Origin of the sequence: Lichenicola sp., assembly GCF_965198575.1 — a bacterium.
Classification (GTDB): Bacteria; Pseudomonadota; Alphaproteobacteria; order Acetobacterales; family Acetobacteraceae; genus Lichenicola.
In genome coordinates this window covers 2,502,657-2,517,630 of record NZ_OZ240671.1, presented here as the reverse complement: position 1 = coordinate 2,517,630, position 14,974 = coordinate 2,502,657, and the positions used below count along the sequence as shown (strand labels likewise).

The following is a 14,974-nucleotide window of genomic DNA, read 5'->3' as shown; positions in this document are numbered from 1 at the left end:
CTTACCATCGCCGCGTGCGGTCGTCGCCCCTCCTGCACGCGTCGGCCCGGCACTTCGGCGTGGCTACCTGGCGGACGCTTTCTTCCAGGCCTCCGCCCCTTGCGCATCGAGCCTCGCCGCCTCGTCGTCGCTCAGCTGCAGGGACGCACCCGCGACGTTCTCCTCCAGGTGCGACGGGCTGCCGGTGCCCGGGATCGGCAGCATCACCGGCGAGCGACGCAGCATCCACGCCAGCGCCACCTGGCCCGGCCCGGTGCCGCGATCCTTCGCGATCTCGGTCAGCGCCGACCCCTCGCGGGCGAGCGCGCCGCCATCCAGCGGCGCCCACGGGATGAAGCCGATGTTCTCGCGCTGGCAATGCTCGAGCACGTCCTCGCTCTTGCGGTCGACCAGGTTGAAGCGGTTCTGCACGCTGACCACCGGGAAGTGCTTGCCCGCAGCCTGGATGGTCTCGACCGACACCTCGCTCAGACCCACGTGGCGGATCAGGCCTTCGCGCTGCATGTCGGCGATCACCCCGAACTGCTCCTCCTCCGGCACCTTCGGATCGACGCGGTGCAGCTGCCAGAGGTCGATGCGCTCGAGCCCGAGCCGGCGCAGGCTCATCAGCACGCACTGACGCAGATATTCCGGCCGCCCGACCGGCCGCCAAATGTTCGGACCGTGCCGGGTCAGCCCGCCCTTGGTGGCGATGACCAGGCCCTTGTACGGCCGCAGCACCTCGGCGATCAGGTCCTCGCTGACGAACGGGCCGTAGCTGTCGGCGGTGTCGATGAAGTCGATCCCGAGTTCGACGGCGCGCCTGAGCGTCTGTTTGGCGCCATCGAGATCCCTTGGCTGCTCCCAGATCCCGGGCCCGGTGATGCGCATGGCGCCGAACCCGAGCCGGGTGACCTCGAGGTCGCCGCCGATAGTGAAGCGGCCCGAAGTCCTGGCGTCGAGGTCTGGGTGTTGCGTCGGCATGAGGAGATCTCCCGGCTGGTGATCCCCTGCAGATGGGTCGCCGGAGCGCCACCGCCAGCCACGCTCGCCGCACTCGCACGCCGGCCGTGCCGCGTAGAAGCGGCACTCTCACTCGCCACACCACATTCTCGATCCGTCTCCGGACCTTGGATACAAAGCGCAGCATCGACGGCACCCGCGGGTTTCGCTAGAGCAGCGGCCCATGTCGACACCGACCCGCGCGCAACAATTCTCCGTCGTCCTGATCATCGAGCTATGGGAGCGGTTCGGCTTCTACGGCATCCAGGCCGTGCTCCTGCTGTTCATGGTCGAGCGCCTCGGCATGGACGATGCGCGCGCCACCCTGCTGTGGGGCGCTTTCACGGCACTCCTGTACTGCACCCCGGTGCTCGGCGGCTGGCTCGGGGACCGCGTGCTTGGGTCCAGGCGCTGCATGGTGATCGGCGCCACGACGCTGGCCTTCGGCTACCTGCTGATGGCGTTGCCCGCCAGCACGACCACACTCCTGTACGTGGCGATGGGAGCGGTGGTCGCCGGATACGGGCTGTTCAAGCCGAACGCCGCCAACCTGGTCCGCAGCATCTATGCCGGCGACGACAGCCGCCTCGATGCCGCGTTCACGCTCTATTACATGTCGGTCAATGTCGGCTCGACGGTCTCGATCCTGCTCTCGCCGTGGCTCAAGGACCGCTTCGGCTGGCACGTCGCATTCGCCGCCAGCTTCGTCGGACTGAGTGCCGCACTCGCCGGCTACGCGCTGCTGCATCGCCGGCTCGAGGGCATCGGCAGCACGCCCGATCTCGTCCCCCTTAATCGCGGCCGCGCGGCGGTCACGCTGGCCGGCATTCCGGTGGTGACTCTGGCGTCGGCGATCGTGCTGCAGCACCCCGCATTGGCACGCGCCTGCGTTTGGCTGGCGGCGATCGGCGTGGTGGCGTTCGCGGCCGAGCTGTTCCGGCGGTCGAGCCGCGCCGAACGTCCCGGCCTGCTCACGATGTACCTGCTGACGCTGCAGGCGATGCTGTTCTTCGTGTTCTACCAACAGCAGGCAACGTCGCTGACCCTGTTCGCGCTGCGCAACGTCGACCTGCATTTCGGGATCGGCGGCACCACGCTGTTCACCATGTCGCCGGGGCAGTTCCAGGCGCTGAACCCGATCTGGATCATGGCGCTGAGCCCTGTGCTGGCCTGGGGCTACAGCCAGCTCGGCCGCCAGGGGCGCGACCTGCCGATCGCGGTCAAGTTCCTGCTCGGCTTCACCTCGATCGGGGCGGCGTTCCTGGTCTGGATGCTGAGTGCAGGCGACCCGGCGCATCCGATCGTCTCGCCGTGGATCATGGTCGCCGGCTACGGGCTGCTGTCGTTCGGCGAGCTGCTCACCAACGGCCTCGGCTACGCGATGGTGTCGCGCTACGTGCCGAAGCAGACCGGCGCGCTGATGATGGGCGCGTATTCGGTGGCGGCCGGCGTGGCGCTGTATCTCGGCGGCATCGTGGCGAACTGGGCAGCAATCCCGCACGGCCTCGGCACCCTCGACCCGGCCATCAGCCTGCCGGTGTACCACGCGCTCTTCCTCCGGCTGCTGCTGCTGGCGCTCGGTGTGATGGTGCTGTGCGCGCTGCTGCTGCCGCTGATCGCCAGGCTCGATCGGGCGCACAAGCTGGCGCAGGCGCCGGCATCGCCCCGGATGTAGAAGCGCAGCGCGAATGCTTGCACCATGCCGGCGGTCCACAGTGCCGGAACTGCCGTCACGGGGGCATGAGCCGGTCGGCCTTCACGTGCGGCAGGCCCGGTACGAAGTAGCGGCCCTGGACACCATCGACAGAGCGGGCGCCGACACGGGTGCGGCACAGGTCGTCGAGAAGGAAGATGCGCAGGATCGCGGCGACGGCTGCAAAAGCCATGACCCCCTGCCCCGCCGGATCCAGCAGCGCACGATCGGCTCCCGACACCAGAAGTACCGCAACAGCCGGAGCCGGCCGTCCAAGAATACGCCGCCGACAATGCGACGTCGCTCCAGCCCAGCACGCCGACGAACTCCTGGAGGGAGGGCAACGCCGGTCGCGCGTGGCCGGTGGAACCGCCGAGCGCGACTGCGCCGAGCTGCCCGCTATGTCCGAGCAGGAAGTGCAGCCGGGCACCCGGGGCGACCCCGCAATAGCCGTTGGCGTCGATCAGCGTGAACCAGGTCGCGAGGGCCGCCCAGGGCACCGCCGCCGCCACCATGCCCGTCGACGCAAGCACGTGCTGGCAACGGGGCAACTCCGGCAGCAGCGGCGGCGTGATCAGGGCGGAGGTCCGGCTGCCGGCATACCGGCGCGCGAGCCATCGGCCCAACGCCACCTGTGCGGCGCGGTGAACGTGGTCGATCTCGTCCAGCGGCGTCACCAGCAGCACGGCGATCGTCGCATGGGCGAGCAGCCTCGGCCCGTCGGACCGGATCGCGCTTGGTTCGGGTTTTCCGCGGGCGGGTGATCGGCCCCCCGGCTACGGGCAGCCGTTGCGGAAGATCAGGATGATCGAGCGGCGATCATGGCCGACGCTGTATCCGGGTCCGGTGGGGCGGTAGCCGGGACAGAGCGAGGCGGCCGGGTCGGGATCGCTGAACACGATGCCGTCCTCCAGGCCGTACTGCCAGAGCAGCGCCACGCCGAACCAGGAGATCCCGTTCAGCGGGTTGTCGAACAGCGGCTGCAGTCCGCTGGCACGGTCGAGCCCGTGCCGCATCACCACCGGATACGGCATCGCACCGAGCATCTGCAGCGTGCCGATGCCGGTCGCCGCGTGCACCGTGTTGATGTCGCGGGCGATGCCGGGCAGCACGCTGGCCTCGTATCGATCGAGGTCGCGGATCAGTGCGCCATAGGCGAAATCCTCGCGCATGAAACAGCCCGCCAGCAGCATCCCGGCAATGATCGGCAGGGTGCGGAACCGGCCCGAGGGCAGCAGCCGCATCGTGCACAGGCTGGCCGCACCCACCATCGCGCCGATGCCGACGAACACCCGCGGCTGCACCACCGGATTGCGCAGCAACGCCATCGGGCCGGCGAACGCGGTCAGCAACACCGATGCCGCTGTTCCGAACAGCAGCCACGGCAGGATCCGGGTGCGCGCGCCGCTGTCGCGCAACCGGGCCCGGAGGCCAGTGCCGCACAGGATCAGGCAGCCGCCGAGCAGCAGCAGGATCAGCACGCCCTGAACGCTGCCGGCCGGGATCACCCGGGTGACCAGCGACAGCATGTCGGCCAGGTTGTCAGGCAGCAGGCGGTGCAGCTCGCGCACGCTCATCATCGACACGTGCTGGGACTGATAGGTCGGGAACACCACCAGCCCGGTCGCGCGCAACAGGACGAGGACGATGCCGTCGACCAGCACTCCGGCTACCAGAACGGCCAGCGCACGAACCGCTGCGTGCTGTGCGGTCATCGGGGTGCGCGCCAGGCGGTAGAGGATGTCGGCGGCGTTGAAGGCCAGGAAGACGTTGAGCGACGGCTGGTAGAGCATCAGCACCGCGACCAGGGACACCACACCGGCGGCCGCGTGCCGTCGCCCCGGCCGTTGCAGCAGCAGCCACGACCACAGCGCCAGCACCACCGACGTGGTCATGCTCAGGCTGTCGAACACGTAGGTGATGTTCTGCAGGTAGAACGGCGTGGCGAACAGCAGGATCGACACGATCACGATGCGGCCAGGCGAAAGAGACAGGAAGGCACGCGCGAGCAGGGTCGCGGCCACCCCCATCAGCGCGACGGCAGCGAGTTGCGGACCGGGCGAGATGTCGAACAGGCGGCCGCCGAAGCTCAGCCCCGCCATCATCGCGGCGGTGAGCAGCCGTCCGTCCTCGGCCCACAGGTTGTAGCCGACCTGCACCCGGCCGAGATCGTCGAGCTCGAGATAGCCCGTCGTCAGCAGCCGAAAGTAGCAGCAGAGGAAGAAGCCGACGACGCAACCGAACGCCGTCAGGTCGCGGATGGTGAGCCGCCCGGTCACGCGGCGCTCACTCAGAGAGGGCGGTGAGCACGGCCTGGTCGAACGGATCGGGCCACTGCAGCATCGCGAAATGACCGACATCGGGGAGGATCACCAGCCTGGCGCCGGGGATCGCGTCCGCCATGAAGCGGTCATGCGCCTGGGAGATCGCCTCGTCGTGGTCGCCGTCGGCGATCGTCGTCGGCACGGTGATGGCGGCCAGGTCGGCGCGGGTCCAGTGCGGCTCGCTCTGCCACATATGGCCGATCTGGCGCACGAACAGGTCGTACTGGTCGGGCGTCGGCGACAGAGCCTGGTATTCCTGGCGGGCGCGAAGGATGAAGGCCGCGAACACCGGCGAACGGGCAAAGCCCTTGTTCAGGCCCGACGGATCGGTGTTGGCACCGAACGCGAACAGGTGGTCGATCCGGTCGGGGTCGTGCATCGCCAGGTCGAGCCCGATGATGCCGCCATCGCTCCAGCCGACCAGGTCGACCTTGGCCAGATGCAGCCGGTCGAGCAGACGCAGGATGTCGGAGGCCATCAGGTCGTATCCGAAGGGCTGGCTCGAGCGGGTGCTTCGGCCATGCCCGCGACTGTCGGCGACGATGACCGTACGGTGGTGCGCCACCAGGAACGGCACCAGGTGGCCCCAGTAGTTCGAGTTGGCGAGACCGCCATGCAGCAGCAGCACAGGCTTGCCGACCCCGAACTCGGCGTACCACATCCGGATGCCGTTGACCGGGAGATAGCCGCTGCGCATCGTCGCGGGCAGGTCTGGTGTCGGCGGAAGCGTCTGCCAGGGTGCGGCTGCACGGGCGACCGGTGTGCCGGCTACAAGCGCCAGGAACACGCCCAGCCACGGCAAGGCTCGACCCATCGTCATGAAACGTGGGCCTTCAGCTTTCCGGCTCAAGATCCTTCGCCACCACCGGCGAGCGCAGCAGGGCGTCGATCTCCATCGCGTAGTCCAGCGCGGTATCCGGCTGGAAATGCAGCTCCGGAACGCCGCGCAGCCTCACAGAATGGCTGAGCTGGCTGCGCAGGAACGGCGAAGCCCGCTTCAACGCCGGCAGGTAGGCCTCGACGTCGCTGTGCCCGAGCCGGGTGATGAAGGCGGTGGCATGGCGGAGGTCCGGACTGATCCGCACCTCGGTCACGGTGATCTTGATGCCGACCAGCGTGGGATCGCGAAACTCGACGCGCGTGAACAGGTCCGCCAGCACGTGCCGGACCTCCTCGGCCACACGAAGCTGGCGCTGCGAGGGACCGGCCGGACCCGGCGCACGACGCTTGCCCGGGGCTTTGGGCTTGCCCTCGGCCCTTGAGTCGCGAAGGCCGGCAGGTTGCCCTGCCGGCCCTTTCGTCTCGGTCCTGCTGCGGGAGGCGTTCCGACTCACGCCGGGACGAGCTCCATCTCGTAGCACTCGACCACGTCGCCTTCCTTGAGGTCGTTGTAGCCGGCGAACGACAGGCCGCACTCGTAGCCGCGTGCTACTTCGCGAACGTCGTCCTTGAAGCGCTTGAGCTGGCTGAGGTCGCCCTGGTGGATGACTACGTTCTCGCGCAGCAGACGCACGCCACAACCGCGCTTGACCACGCCCTCGGTGATGTAGCAACCGGCGACCATGCCGGTCTTGGTGATGTTGAACACCTTGCGGATCTCGGCGTAGCCCAGGAACTTCTCCCGGTGCTTCGGCGCGATCTTGCCCTTCACGAGCTGCTCGATGTCGTCCGACACCTGGTAGATGATCGAGTAGTAGCGGATGTCGACGCCGTCCCGCGTCGCCAGCTCGCGCGCCTGGCTGGTGGCACGCACGTTGAACGCCACGATGACCGCGTCCGACGCGCGGGCCAGCTGGATGTCGCTCTCGGTGATCTGGCCGACGCCCGCGATCAGCACGCGGACCTTCACTTCCTCATGCTCGAGCTTGAGCACGGTGGCCTGGATCGCCTCCGCGGAGCCCTGCACGTCGGCCTTGATCAGGACCGCGACTTCCTTCTGCGCGCCGGCCTGGATGCGGGCGAGCATCTGGTCGAGCGTGCCGCGCGCCGCGGTGATGCCGGCCGACATGCGCTCCTTGATCTTGCGCTGGCGGAACTCGGAGATCTCCTTGGCGCGGGTCTCGTTCTCGACCACCACGAACGGCTCGCCGGCACCCGGCACCGAGGACAGCCCCAGCACCTCGACCGGCGACGACGGACCGGCTTCCTTGATCGGCCGGTTCTTGTCGTCGAGCATCGCCCGGACCCGGCCCCATTCGGCGCCGGCGACGATGATGTCGCCCTGGTTCAGCGTGCCCTTCTGCACCAGCACGGTCGCGACCGGACCGCGGCCACGATCGAGACGGCTCTCGATCACGGTGCCCTCGGCGGCACGCTCCGGATTGGCGCGCAGGTCGAGGATCTCGGCCTGCAGCAGGATCGCCTCCTCGAGCTTGTCGAGGCCGGTGCGCTTGGTGGCCGACACCTCGACGTCCTGGGTGTCGCCACCCAATTCCTCGACGACGATTTCGTACTGCAGCAGCTCCTGGCGCACCCGGTTCGGATTGGCGCCCGGCTTGTCCATCTTGTTGATGGCCACGATGATCGGTGCGTTCGCCGCCTTGGCGTGGCGGATCGCCTCGATCGTCTGCGGCATGACGCCGTCATCGGCCGCGACCACCAGGATCACGACATCGGTCACCGACGCGCCACGGGCGCGCATGGAGGTGAATGCCTCGTGGCCGGGGGTGTCGATGAAGGTGATGCGCGAGCCGGCCGCGGTCTCGACCTGATAGGCGCCGATATGCTGGGTGATGCCACCGGCCTCGCCCGCCGCCACGTCGGTCGCACGCATCGCGTCCAGCAGCGAGGTCTTGCCGTGATCGACATGGCCCATGATGGTAACGACAGGCGCACGCGGCAGACGGTCGAGATCCTCGTCGACCTCGCCCTCGATGCCGATCTCGACGTCGCTCTCCGACACGCGGCGCACGCGGTGGCCGAATTCCTCGATCACCAGCTCGGCGGTGTCGGCGTCCAGGATCTGCGTGACGTTGGCCATCACGCCCATCTTCATGAGCGACTTGATGACGTCGGCGGCACGCGTCGCCATGCGGTTGGCGAGCTCCTGCACGCTGATCGTCTCGGGCAGCACGACGTCGCGCACGACGCGGACCTGGTCCGCACGCAGGCGCTCGAGCTCGGCCTGGCGACGCTCGCGATCGCGCTGGCGACGCACCGAGGCGAGCGAACGGGTCTTGTCGTCATCACCCTCGATCGCGGCCTGCACGTCGACGCGACCGGTCACCCGTCGGTTGCCGACTGCCTTCGGCGCAACCAGGGGCGTCTTGCGGGCAGGAAGCACCGCACCACCCGGACGACGGACCGGACCGCCGCGACGGTCATCCTCCTCCGGACGGCTGGTGCGCAGGCGCAGCGTCTCGGCCGGCGCTGCGGACGGGGTGGAACCCGGACGGGTGTTGACGACCGGCGCATGGCCGATCGCGCGGGAGGCGATGGTACGCAGCACTTCCTGCGCGCCACTGACCGGAGCCGCAGCAGCACGGGGCGCTGCAGTTTCGGTCTCGGGCTCGCCACCGGCGGCAGGAGCCGAACGCTCCTCCTCGGCGCGACGGGCCTCGGCCTCGGCACGCGCGCGAGCCTGGTCGGCCACCGCAGCGCGGGCGGCTTCCTCGGCGGCCTTGCGGGCCTCGTCTTCACGGCGCCGGGCTTCCTCGGCGGCCGACAGGATGGAAATCTTTTCCTGCTCGCGACGCTCGGCATCGCGGCGGGCAGCATCCTTCTGCTGCTCCTCGAGCACCCGCTGGCGGGTCGCCAGCTCGGATGCCGTCAGGGCCCGACCGGCACCCGCCGGACGTGCGCCCGGGGCGCTGCCGGGGCGCGTCGCACCACCAGCCGGCGCCGCACCCGGCGTCGGTGTCGGCCCACGCTTCTTGCGGACCTCGACCTGGACAACCTTCGAACGGCCATGGCTGAAGCTCTGCCGCACCGATCCGGCATCGACAGTGCGTCCCACTTCGAGACGTGCCGCCGGCCGAAGCGAGAGGCGCCCCTTGCCCTGGTCCTGATCGTTACCTTCGCTCATACACCCGCCTGTTCCAACCCATCCGCCGGACCGACCACCTGACCATTGTCAGACCCGTGGCCCCGTCGGACCGGAGCCGCCAACCCGGCAAGCCCCGCAAACCGTTCACTTTCCACGACCAGGCGATCCGCCAGGCCCCCACGCGACAATGCCGCGTGCACTACATGGTCGCGCCCGAAAGCGGCAGCCAGCCTCGTTCCGGACATGACTGCCACGACCGGTAAATCGCGTGCCCCGGAGAGGAGCCGCGATCGTTCGTCCGGACTTCCGTCCGTCGCCTGCACGATGACCACCGCACGACCCTCGGTGATCCATTCGCGGGCCTTCGCGTAACCGCACACCGCCTGTCCGGCGCGTCGTGCCAGGCCGAGACAATCGGCAATACGGCGGAGCAATCCGTCCTGCAGCAACGCGGGGAGCTCGGGAGGCAGAATGACCTGCCCACGAGCAGCCCTTGCGAACGCTCCGCGCGTCCGGGCGGTTTCTAGCACATCCCTATTCGCACTCAACCAGATTCCCCGTCCGGGCAGACGCGCGCCCAGGTCTGGGGTCAGCACGCGATCGGGCGAGACGACGAAACGGATCATCCGCTCCTTCTCGATCCGCTCGCGCGTGACCACACACCGCCGCAGCGGACCCCGTTCGGGCTCGTCGGCATCCGGACCCGGATCGGCGACCGGATCCTGCATCAGTGCCGGATGCGAAAGGTCGGGCGCGTCAGACGTGAGAGGCCTCCGCATCGCCGCCGCCGACTGCTTCCTCGGCGATCGGGTCCTCGGCGTCTGCGTCCTCGGCGTCCGCAGCCTCCTCGCCCGTCGCCGCACCGGCCTCGGCCTTCACCGCGCCGTCCTCGTCCGCAAACCAGTGCGCGCGCGCCGACATGATGATCTCGTTGGCGGCCTCCTCGTCGAGCCCGTCGGCGCCCAGGATTTCCACTAGCTCGTCGCCGGCCAGGTCCGCCAGGTCGTCGAGCGACTTCACGCCCTTCTCGCCGAGGGCGACCAGCATCTGGTTGGAGAACACCTCGAGCGCGATCAGCTCGTCGCTGACACCCAGCTCACGATGCTTCTCCGCTAGCGCTTCTTCCCGGCGGCCCAGGAAACCCTCGGCGCGGCGGATCAGTTCCTCGGCCACGGTCTCGTCGAAGCCCTCGATCTCGGACAACTCCTCGAGCGGCACATAGGCCAGCTCCTCGACGGTGTTGAAGCCCTCGGTCACCAGCAGCCCGGCGATCACGTCATCGACATCGAGCGCCTCGACGAAGGTGCCGGTGCGGCGCCGGAATTCCTCCTGGCGGCGCTCACTCTCCTCCGCCTCGGTCAGGATGTCGATGTCCCAACGGGTCAGTTGCGAGGCAAGGCGCACGTTCTGCCCGCGACGCCCGATCGCCAGCGACAGCTGCTCGTCCGGCACCACGACTTCGACGCGGCCGGCCTCCTCGTCCATCACCACCTTGGACACCTCCGCCGGCGCCAGCGCGTTCACCACGAAGGTGGCGGCCTGCGGGCTCCACGGAATGATGTCGATCTTCTCGCCCTGCAGTTCCTGCACGACGGCCTGGACACGCGACCCGCGCATGCCGACGCAGGCGCCGACCGGGTCGATCGAGCTGTCCCGCGACAGCACCGCCATCTTTGCGCGGGAGCCGGGATCGCGGGCCACCGCCTTGATCTCGATGATGCCGTCATAGATTTCCGGCACTTCCTGGGCGAACAGCTTGGCGAGGAAGGTCGGATGCGTGCGGCTCAGGAAGATCTGGGGCCCGCGCGGCTCGTCCCGGACGTCATAGATGTAGGCACGCACGCGATCCGAATTGCGGAAGCTCTCGCGCGGGATCAGCTCGTCGCGACGCAGGAGTGCCTCGGCGTGACCGATCTCGACCATCAGGTTGCCGTACTCGGTGCGCTTCACGGTGCCGTTGACGATCTCCCCGATGCGGTCCTTGAACTCGTCGTACTGGCGCTTGCGCTCGTATTCGCGCACCCGCTGCACGATCACCTGCTTGGCGGTCTGCGCTGCGATGCGGCCGAAATCGATCGGCGGCAGCGGGTCGATCAGATGCTCGCCGATCTGGATCTCGGGCTTGAACTTGCGCGCGATGTGGACGGGGATCTGGGTCTCCTCGTTCTCCACGGTCTCGACCGCCTCGGTCCAGCGCGACAAGCGCACGTCGCCGCTGCGGCGGTCGATGGTGGCACGGATGTCCTTCTCATGGCCGTACTTGGCGCGGCCGGCCTTCTGGATGGCCTGCTCCATCGCCTCGAGCACTTCCTCGCGATCGATCGACTTCTCTCGCGCGACAGCATCGGCGACCAGCAGCAGCTCGGGACGGGAGACGGCAGTGTCCATGATAACCCTCTAATGCTCGTCGATCGTGAAGCTAATGCGTCTTCCGGCTCGGCTTGCCGGCGCCGCTGCCCTTGTTGCCCGGCTTGGCACCAGGCGCCTTGGCCGTCTTGCCGCCACCCACCTTGGCACCACCGACCTTGGCGCCCGTGGAGCGACCGTCTGCCTGACGGGTGATCGGCTTCACCGGATCCAGCTTCGGCACCTGCGGCGCGTCCGTGTCCTCGTCGTCAGCCTCGTGCACCACACCCATCATCTGCGCGGAGGCCTCGATCAGCGCGTCGGTCAGCACCAGCCGCGCCTTGCGGATCTCGGCCAGCGGCAACGCTACCTCGGCGCCATCGTCGGTGCGCATCCGGGCGAACCCGTCGGCTGCGCCCAGCGCCACACCGGAAAAGCGGCGGCGGCCATCGACCGGCAGGTTCGTCTCGGCCTTCGCGGCATGGCCGGAAAAGCGGTTCCAGTCCTTTTCCCGGGTCAGCGGCCGGTCGATCCCGGCTGAGCTGACCTCCAGGTTCCAGGCCCCCGGGATCGGGTCGTCGACGTCCAGCACGGCGCCGACGGCGTGGCTGATCGCCTCGCAATCGGCGACACCGATCAGCGAGCCGTCGGCGCGGTCGGCCATGATCTGCACGGTCGGCGTGTCGCGACCGAGCACCGCCACGCGCACGAGCTCGTAGCCCATGTCGAGGAGCGTCGGTCCGACCATTCCGGCGATGCGCGCCTCGAGGCCGTCAAGTTGAAGGAGATCAGTGTCCAAAGCAGAAAAGGCGGCCCGTGAAGGCCACCCTCCAAGAGAGCGGAAGATGTAGGTGAGGCTCGGAACCTAGTCCCGGCCGCGTGATCCTGCAAGCATTTGCGGCGGTTCGCCCGAACTCAGTAGGCGCAGCCGCGATCGACTAGATTGGCGACCTGCCGTCCGGCACGCAGATCACGGATTGCCTGCGCCGCGATCAGTGCCGCGCTGCGTTGGTCGATGGGCGTGACATGCGGCGCCAAGGTGATGCGCGGGTGGGTCAGGAAGGGATGCATGGGCAGAGCCGGCTCCACCGCCACCACGTCGAGCAACGCATTGTCGGGTTGCCCGGTCTCGAAGGCATCCAACAGGTCCGCCTCCCGCCGTGACAACGCCGCGGTCACATCGGACCGCACGAGATCGGCACCGGGCTGCAGGATGACCTCTCCGGGGAGCGCCACCGACAGCGCACCGAGCCAGCGCGCGTAGTCCTCCGCGTCCCCGACAACGAGCAGCACGCTCATCGGCGGAGCCCCCCGGTTATTCCGCCGCGACCGACAGCGCCGGCGCCGCATCGAGCAGGGTCTCGATGAGCGTCCGGTCGGCGGGTGTCGCCGGGTTGAAGACGATCAGGCTGAGGTCCGGCCGCCCGTCGATCGCCAGCGCCGAGTATTCCAACGCGAGCGGCCCGACCTCGGGATGGCGCAGGTGCTTCACCCCGTCGCCGTATCGCCGCACGTCGTTGTCGCGCCACATCGATGCGAACTCGGGGCTGAGACGGGATATCTCCTCGACCAGCGGTGCCACCTCCGCTTCGGCGCCCGCACGGGCCGCATCGAGACGGAAGACGCCGACCACGAAACGCGCCACGGCATTCCAGTCATACTGCGCGGCGCGGATTCGGGAATCGCTGAAGATCATGCGCAGGATGTTGCGCTGGTCGGGCGGCAGCTTGTCGTAATCGGTGAGCACGACCGCCGCGGCCCGGTTCCAGGCCACCACGTCCCAGGTCACCGTCTTGACGATCGCCGGGCTGTGGCCGAGCGCGTCGAGCAGGCGTTGCAGCCGCGGCGTGATCGGATCGCTGCGCCGATAATGCACTTCCGGCAGGCGGCCGAGACCGACCAGGAACAGATGCTCGCGCTCGATCTCGGTCAGGGTCAGTGCGCGCGCGAGTCGGTCGAGCACATCCGACGACGGGGCGCCGCCACGGCCCTGCTCCAGCCAGGTGTACCAGGTCGTGCTGATGTTCGCCCGCTGCGCCACCTCCTCGCGGCGCAATCCCGAGGTCCGCCGGCGGCCGGCGGGCAGACCGAACGACGCCGGATCGAGCTTGGTGCGCCGGTTCCGCAGATAGGCGCCGAGGGCGTTGCTATCGGCCATCTCTAGACACCCTGTTAACCATTATACCGGTATGACGTCCCTACTTTAACGGCATGGGAAGAGCGCCGACAACAGCCTCGCAAGGATCATTGGAGGCCAGATCATGAAGGTATTCGTAACCGGCGCTACGGGTTGGGTGGGATCGGCGGTGGTCGACGAGCTGATCGGCGCCGGCCACCAGGTGACCGGCCTGGTCCGTTCCGAGGACAGGGCAGCACTGCTTGCCGCGACCGGTGCCGAGGTCATCCGCGGCACGCTCGACGACCACGACACGTTGCACCGAGCCGCCGCGGCAGCCGACGCGGTGATCCATACCGCGTTCAACCATGATTTCTCGAAGTTCGCCGAGAACTGCGAGCAGGATCGCCGCGCCATCGAGACGCTGGGTGGCGCGCTGGAGGGCTCGGATCGACGGCTCGTGGTCACCTCCGGAGTGGGCATGCTGGCGCCCGGCCGACTTGCGATCGAGACCGAGACGCGGGCACTCGAACCGTCCTTCCCCCGCAAATCGGAGTCCGCGGCGACAGCGCAGTCGGCGCGTGGCGTGCGCACGACCTGCATCCGGCTGGCACCATCGGTTCACGGTCTGGGCGACCATGGCTTCATCCCGATCCTGATCGGCATCGCGCGCGAAACGGGCGTCTCGGCCTATGTCGGCGACGGCCAGAACCGCTGGTCCGGCGTGCATCGGCTGGACGCGGCGCGACTCTACCGGCTCGTGCTCGAGCACGGCGCCACCGAGGCCGCCTATCACGCGGTCGCCGACGAAGCCGTGCCCTTCAAGGCGATTGCCGACGTGATCGGCCGCCATCTCGGCCTGCCCGTGGAGGCGCGGGACGCCACGCATTTCGGCTGGTTCGGCATGTTCACAGGTCTGGACATGCCGGCCTCGAGTGCTCGCACGCGGTCCCTGCTGGGCTGGGATCCGACCGGGCCGGACCTGCTGAGCGATATCGACCAGCCCGGCTACTTCACCATGTAGTCTCGCCCGCGGCCGGTATGCGCGGCGCTCAGGGAGTCGCGCACAGCCGGTCGTAGTTGCGCCGGAACAAGGCGATCGCAGAGTCCGGACCGACGCCCTGCACCGTCTGGCAGACCCATCCGCGCTGGTACCGGAACGGCCGCGCCAGACCCTCGGCGATCAAGGTCGCGCCGAGGGCGGGGCTGGTTGCGAGGTGGATCGCGCCGTCCAGATGGATATGCCCGAGTTCCGCCTCCCCCACGTAGAAGTCGATGCCGTCCACCTGCGTCGGCTGGAACAGGTTCCAGTGCGTCGTCGCGATCACCCCCGGCCACCCGCCGATCTCGCCTGCGACGGTGCCGAGCGGACCATCCAGATGCGGCGGCGGCGCCACGGGTCCCTTGTCGGTCCGAGGCAGGGTTCCGAGTGCGTCTTCGGTCATCGGCAGGGCTCCTTTCTGAGGACGGGTCGCGACGCGCTTCCGCCGGGGGCGCCGGGGCCCGATCCTCGGTTCTTCCTCAGGCGG

13 protein-coding genes and 1 pseudogene are annotated in these 14,974 nt (G+C 68.7%); 2 read left to right on the top strand and 12 right to left on the bottom strand.

What is annotated here, in order from left to right:
- Positions 1-63: 63 nt before the first annotated feature.
- The gene (locus ACOEQ2_RS11370; RefSeq protein WP_419728097.1) at positions 64-963 is read right to left on the bottom strand and encodes an aldo/keto reductase; all 900 of its coding nucleotides are present in this window, start codon (positions 961-963) and stop codon (positions 64-66) included.
- A gap of 202 nt (positions 964-1,165) precedes the next feature.
- Between ACOEQ2_RS11370 and ACOEQ2_RS11365 the strand changes: the two genes are divergently transcribed.
- Complete coding sequence (locus ACOEQ2_RS11365) at positions 1,166-2,656, top strand: peptide MFS transporter (protein ID WP_419728096.1); 1,491 nt, start codon at positions 1,166-1,168, stop codon at positions 2,654-2,656.
- A 55-nt stretch (positions 2,657-2,711) separates the two neighbouring features.
- On the opposite strand, the gene ACOEQ2_RS11360 is transcribed toward ACOEQ2_RS11365, so the two are convergent.
- The 10 genes and pseudogenes from ACOEQ2_RS11360 to ACOEQ2_RS11315 form a co-directional block, all read right to left on the bottom strand.
- Positions 2,712-2,867 carry a hypothetical protein gene (locus ACOEQ2_RS11360; RefSeq protein ID WP_419728095.1) on the bottom strand — a complete coding sequence of 52 codons (156 nt, stop codon included), beginning with the start codon at positions 2,865-2,867 and terminating at the stop codon, positions 2,712-2,714.
- A gap of 583 nt (positions 2,868-3,450) precedes the next feature.
- On the bottom strand, positions 3,451-4,953 hold the full coding sequence (locus ACOEQ2_RS11355; RefSeq protein ID WP_419728094.1) for a glucosyltransferase domain-containing protein: 1,503 nt from the start codon (positions 4,951-4,953) through the stop codon (positions 3,451-3,453).
- A gap of 7 nt (positions 4,954-4,960) precedes the next feature.
- Entirely contained in the window at positions 4,961-5,818 is an 858-nt protein-coding gene (locus tag ACOEQ2_RS11350; RefSeq protein WP_419728093.1) for an alpha/beta fold hydrolase, read from the bottom strand.
- Between the two features lie 13 nt (positions 5,819-5,831).
- On the bottom strand, positions 5,832-6,332 hold the full coding sequence (gene rbfA, locus ACOEQ2_RS11345; protein ID WP_419728092.1) for a 30S ribosome-binding factor RbfA: 501 nt from the start codon (positions 6,330-6,332) through the stop codon (positions 5,832-5,834).
- Entirely contained in the window at positions 6,329-9,022 is a 2,694-nt protein-coding gene (infB, locus tag ACOEQ2_RS11340) for a translation initiation factor IF-2 (RefSeq protein ID WP_419728091.1), read from the bottom strand. Before infB ends, rbfA begins: the two co-directional genes overlap by 4 nt.
- The gene (locus ACOEQ2_RS11335) at positions 9,019-9,711 is read right to left on the bottom strand and encodes an RNA-binding protein (RefSeq protein WP_419728090.1); all 693 of its coding nucleotides are present in this window, start codon (positions 9,709-9,711) and stop codon (positions 9,019-9,021) included. Before ACOEQ2_RS11335 ends, infB begins: the two co-directional genes overlap by 4 nt.
- A 28-nt stretch (positions 9,712-9,739) precedes the next feature.
- Entirely contained in the window at positions 9,740-11,371 is a 1,632-nt protein-coding gene (gene nusA, locus ACOEQ2_RS11330) for a transcription termination factor NusA (protein WP_419728089.1), read from the bottom strand.
- Between the two features lie 249 nt (positions 11,372-11,620).
- A pseudogene (rimP, locus tag ACOEQ2_RS11325) lies at positions 11,621-12,128 on the bottom strand (ribosome maturation factor RimP); the annotation flags it as partial.
- 116 nt (positions 12,129-12,244) lie between these two features.
- Positions 12,245-12,628: an NAD(P)-dependent oxidoreductase gene (locus tag ACOEQ2_RS11320; protein ID WP_419728088.1), complete on the bottom strand. Its 384-nt coding sequence runs from the start codon at positions 12,626-12,628 to the stop codon at positions 12,245-12,247.
- Between the two features lie 16 nt (positions 12,629-12,644).
- A complete protein-coding gene (locus ACOEQ2_RS11315) occupies positions 12,645-13,487 on the bottom strand; it encodes a helix-turn-helix transcriptional regulator (RefSeq protein ID WP_419728087.1) in 843 nt (280 codons plus the stop codon).
- Between the two features lie 103 nt (positions 13,488-13,590).
- Here ACOEQ2_RS11315 and ACOEQ2_RS11310 point away from each other — a divergent pair, with 103 nt between their 5' ends.
- Complete coding sequence (locus tag ACOEQ2_RS11310) at positions 13,591-14,469, top strand: SDR family oxidoreductase (protein ID WP_419728086.1); 879 nt, start codon at positions 13,591-13,593, stop codon at positions 14,467-14,469.
- A 28-nt stretch (positions 14,470-14,497) separates the two neighbouring features.
- Here the strand turns inward: ACOEQ2_RS11310 and ACOEQ2_RS11305 are convergent, their stop codons facing one another.
- Positions 14,498-14,890: a luciferase family protein gene (locus ACOEQ2_RS11305; RefSeq protein WP_419728085.1), complete on the bottom strand. Its 393-nt coding sequence runs from the start codon at positions 14,888-14,890 to the stop codon at positions 14,498-14,500.
- Positions 14,891-14,974: the final 84 nt, after the last annotated feature.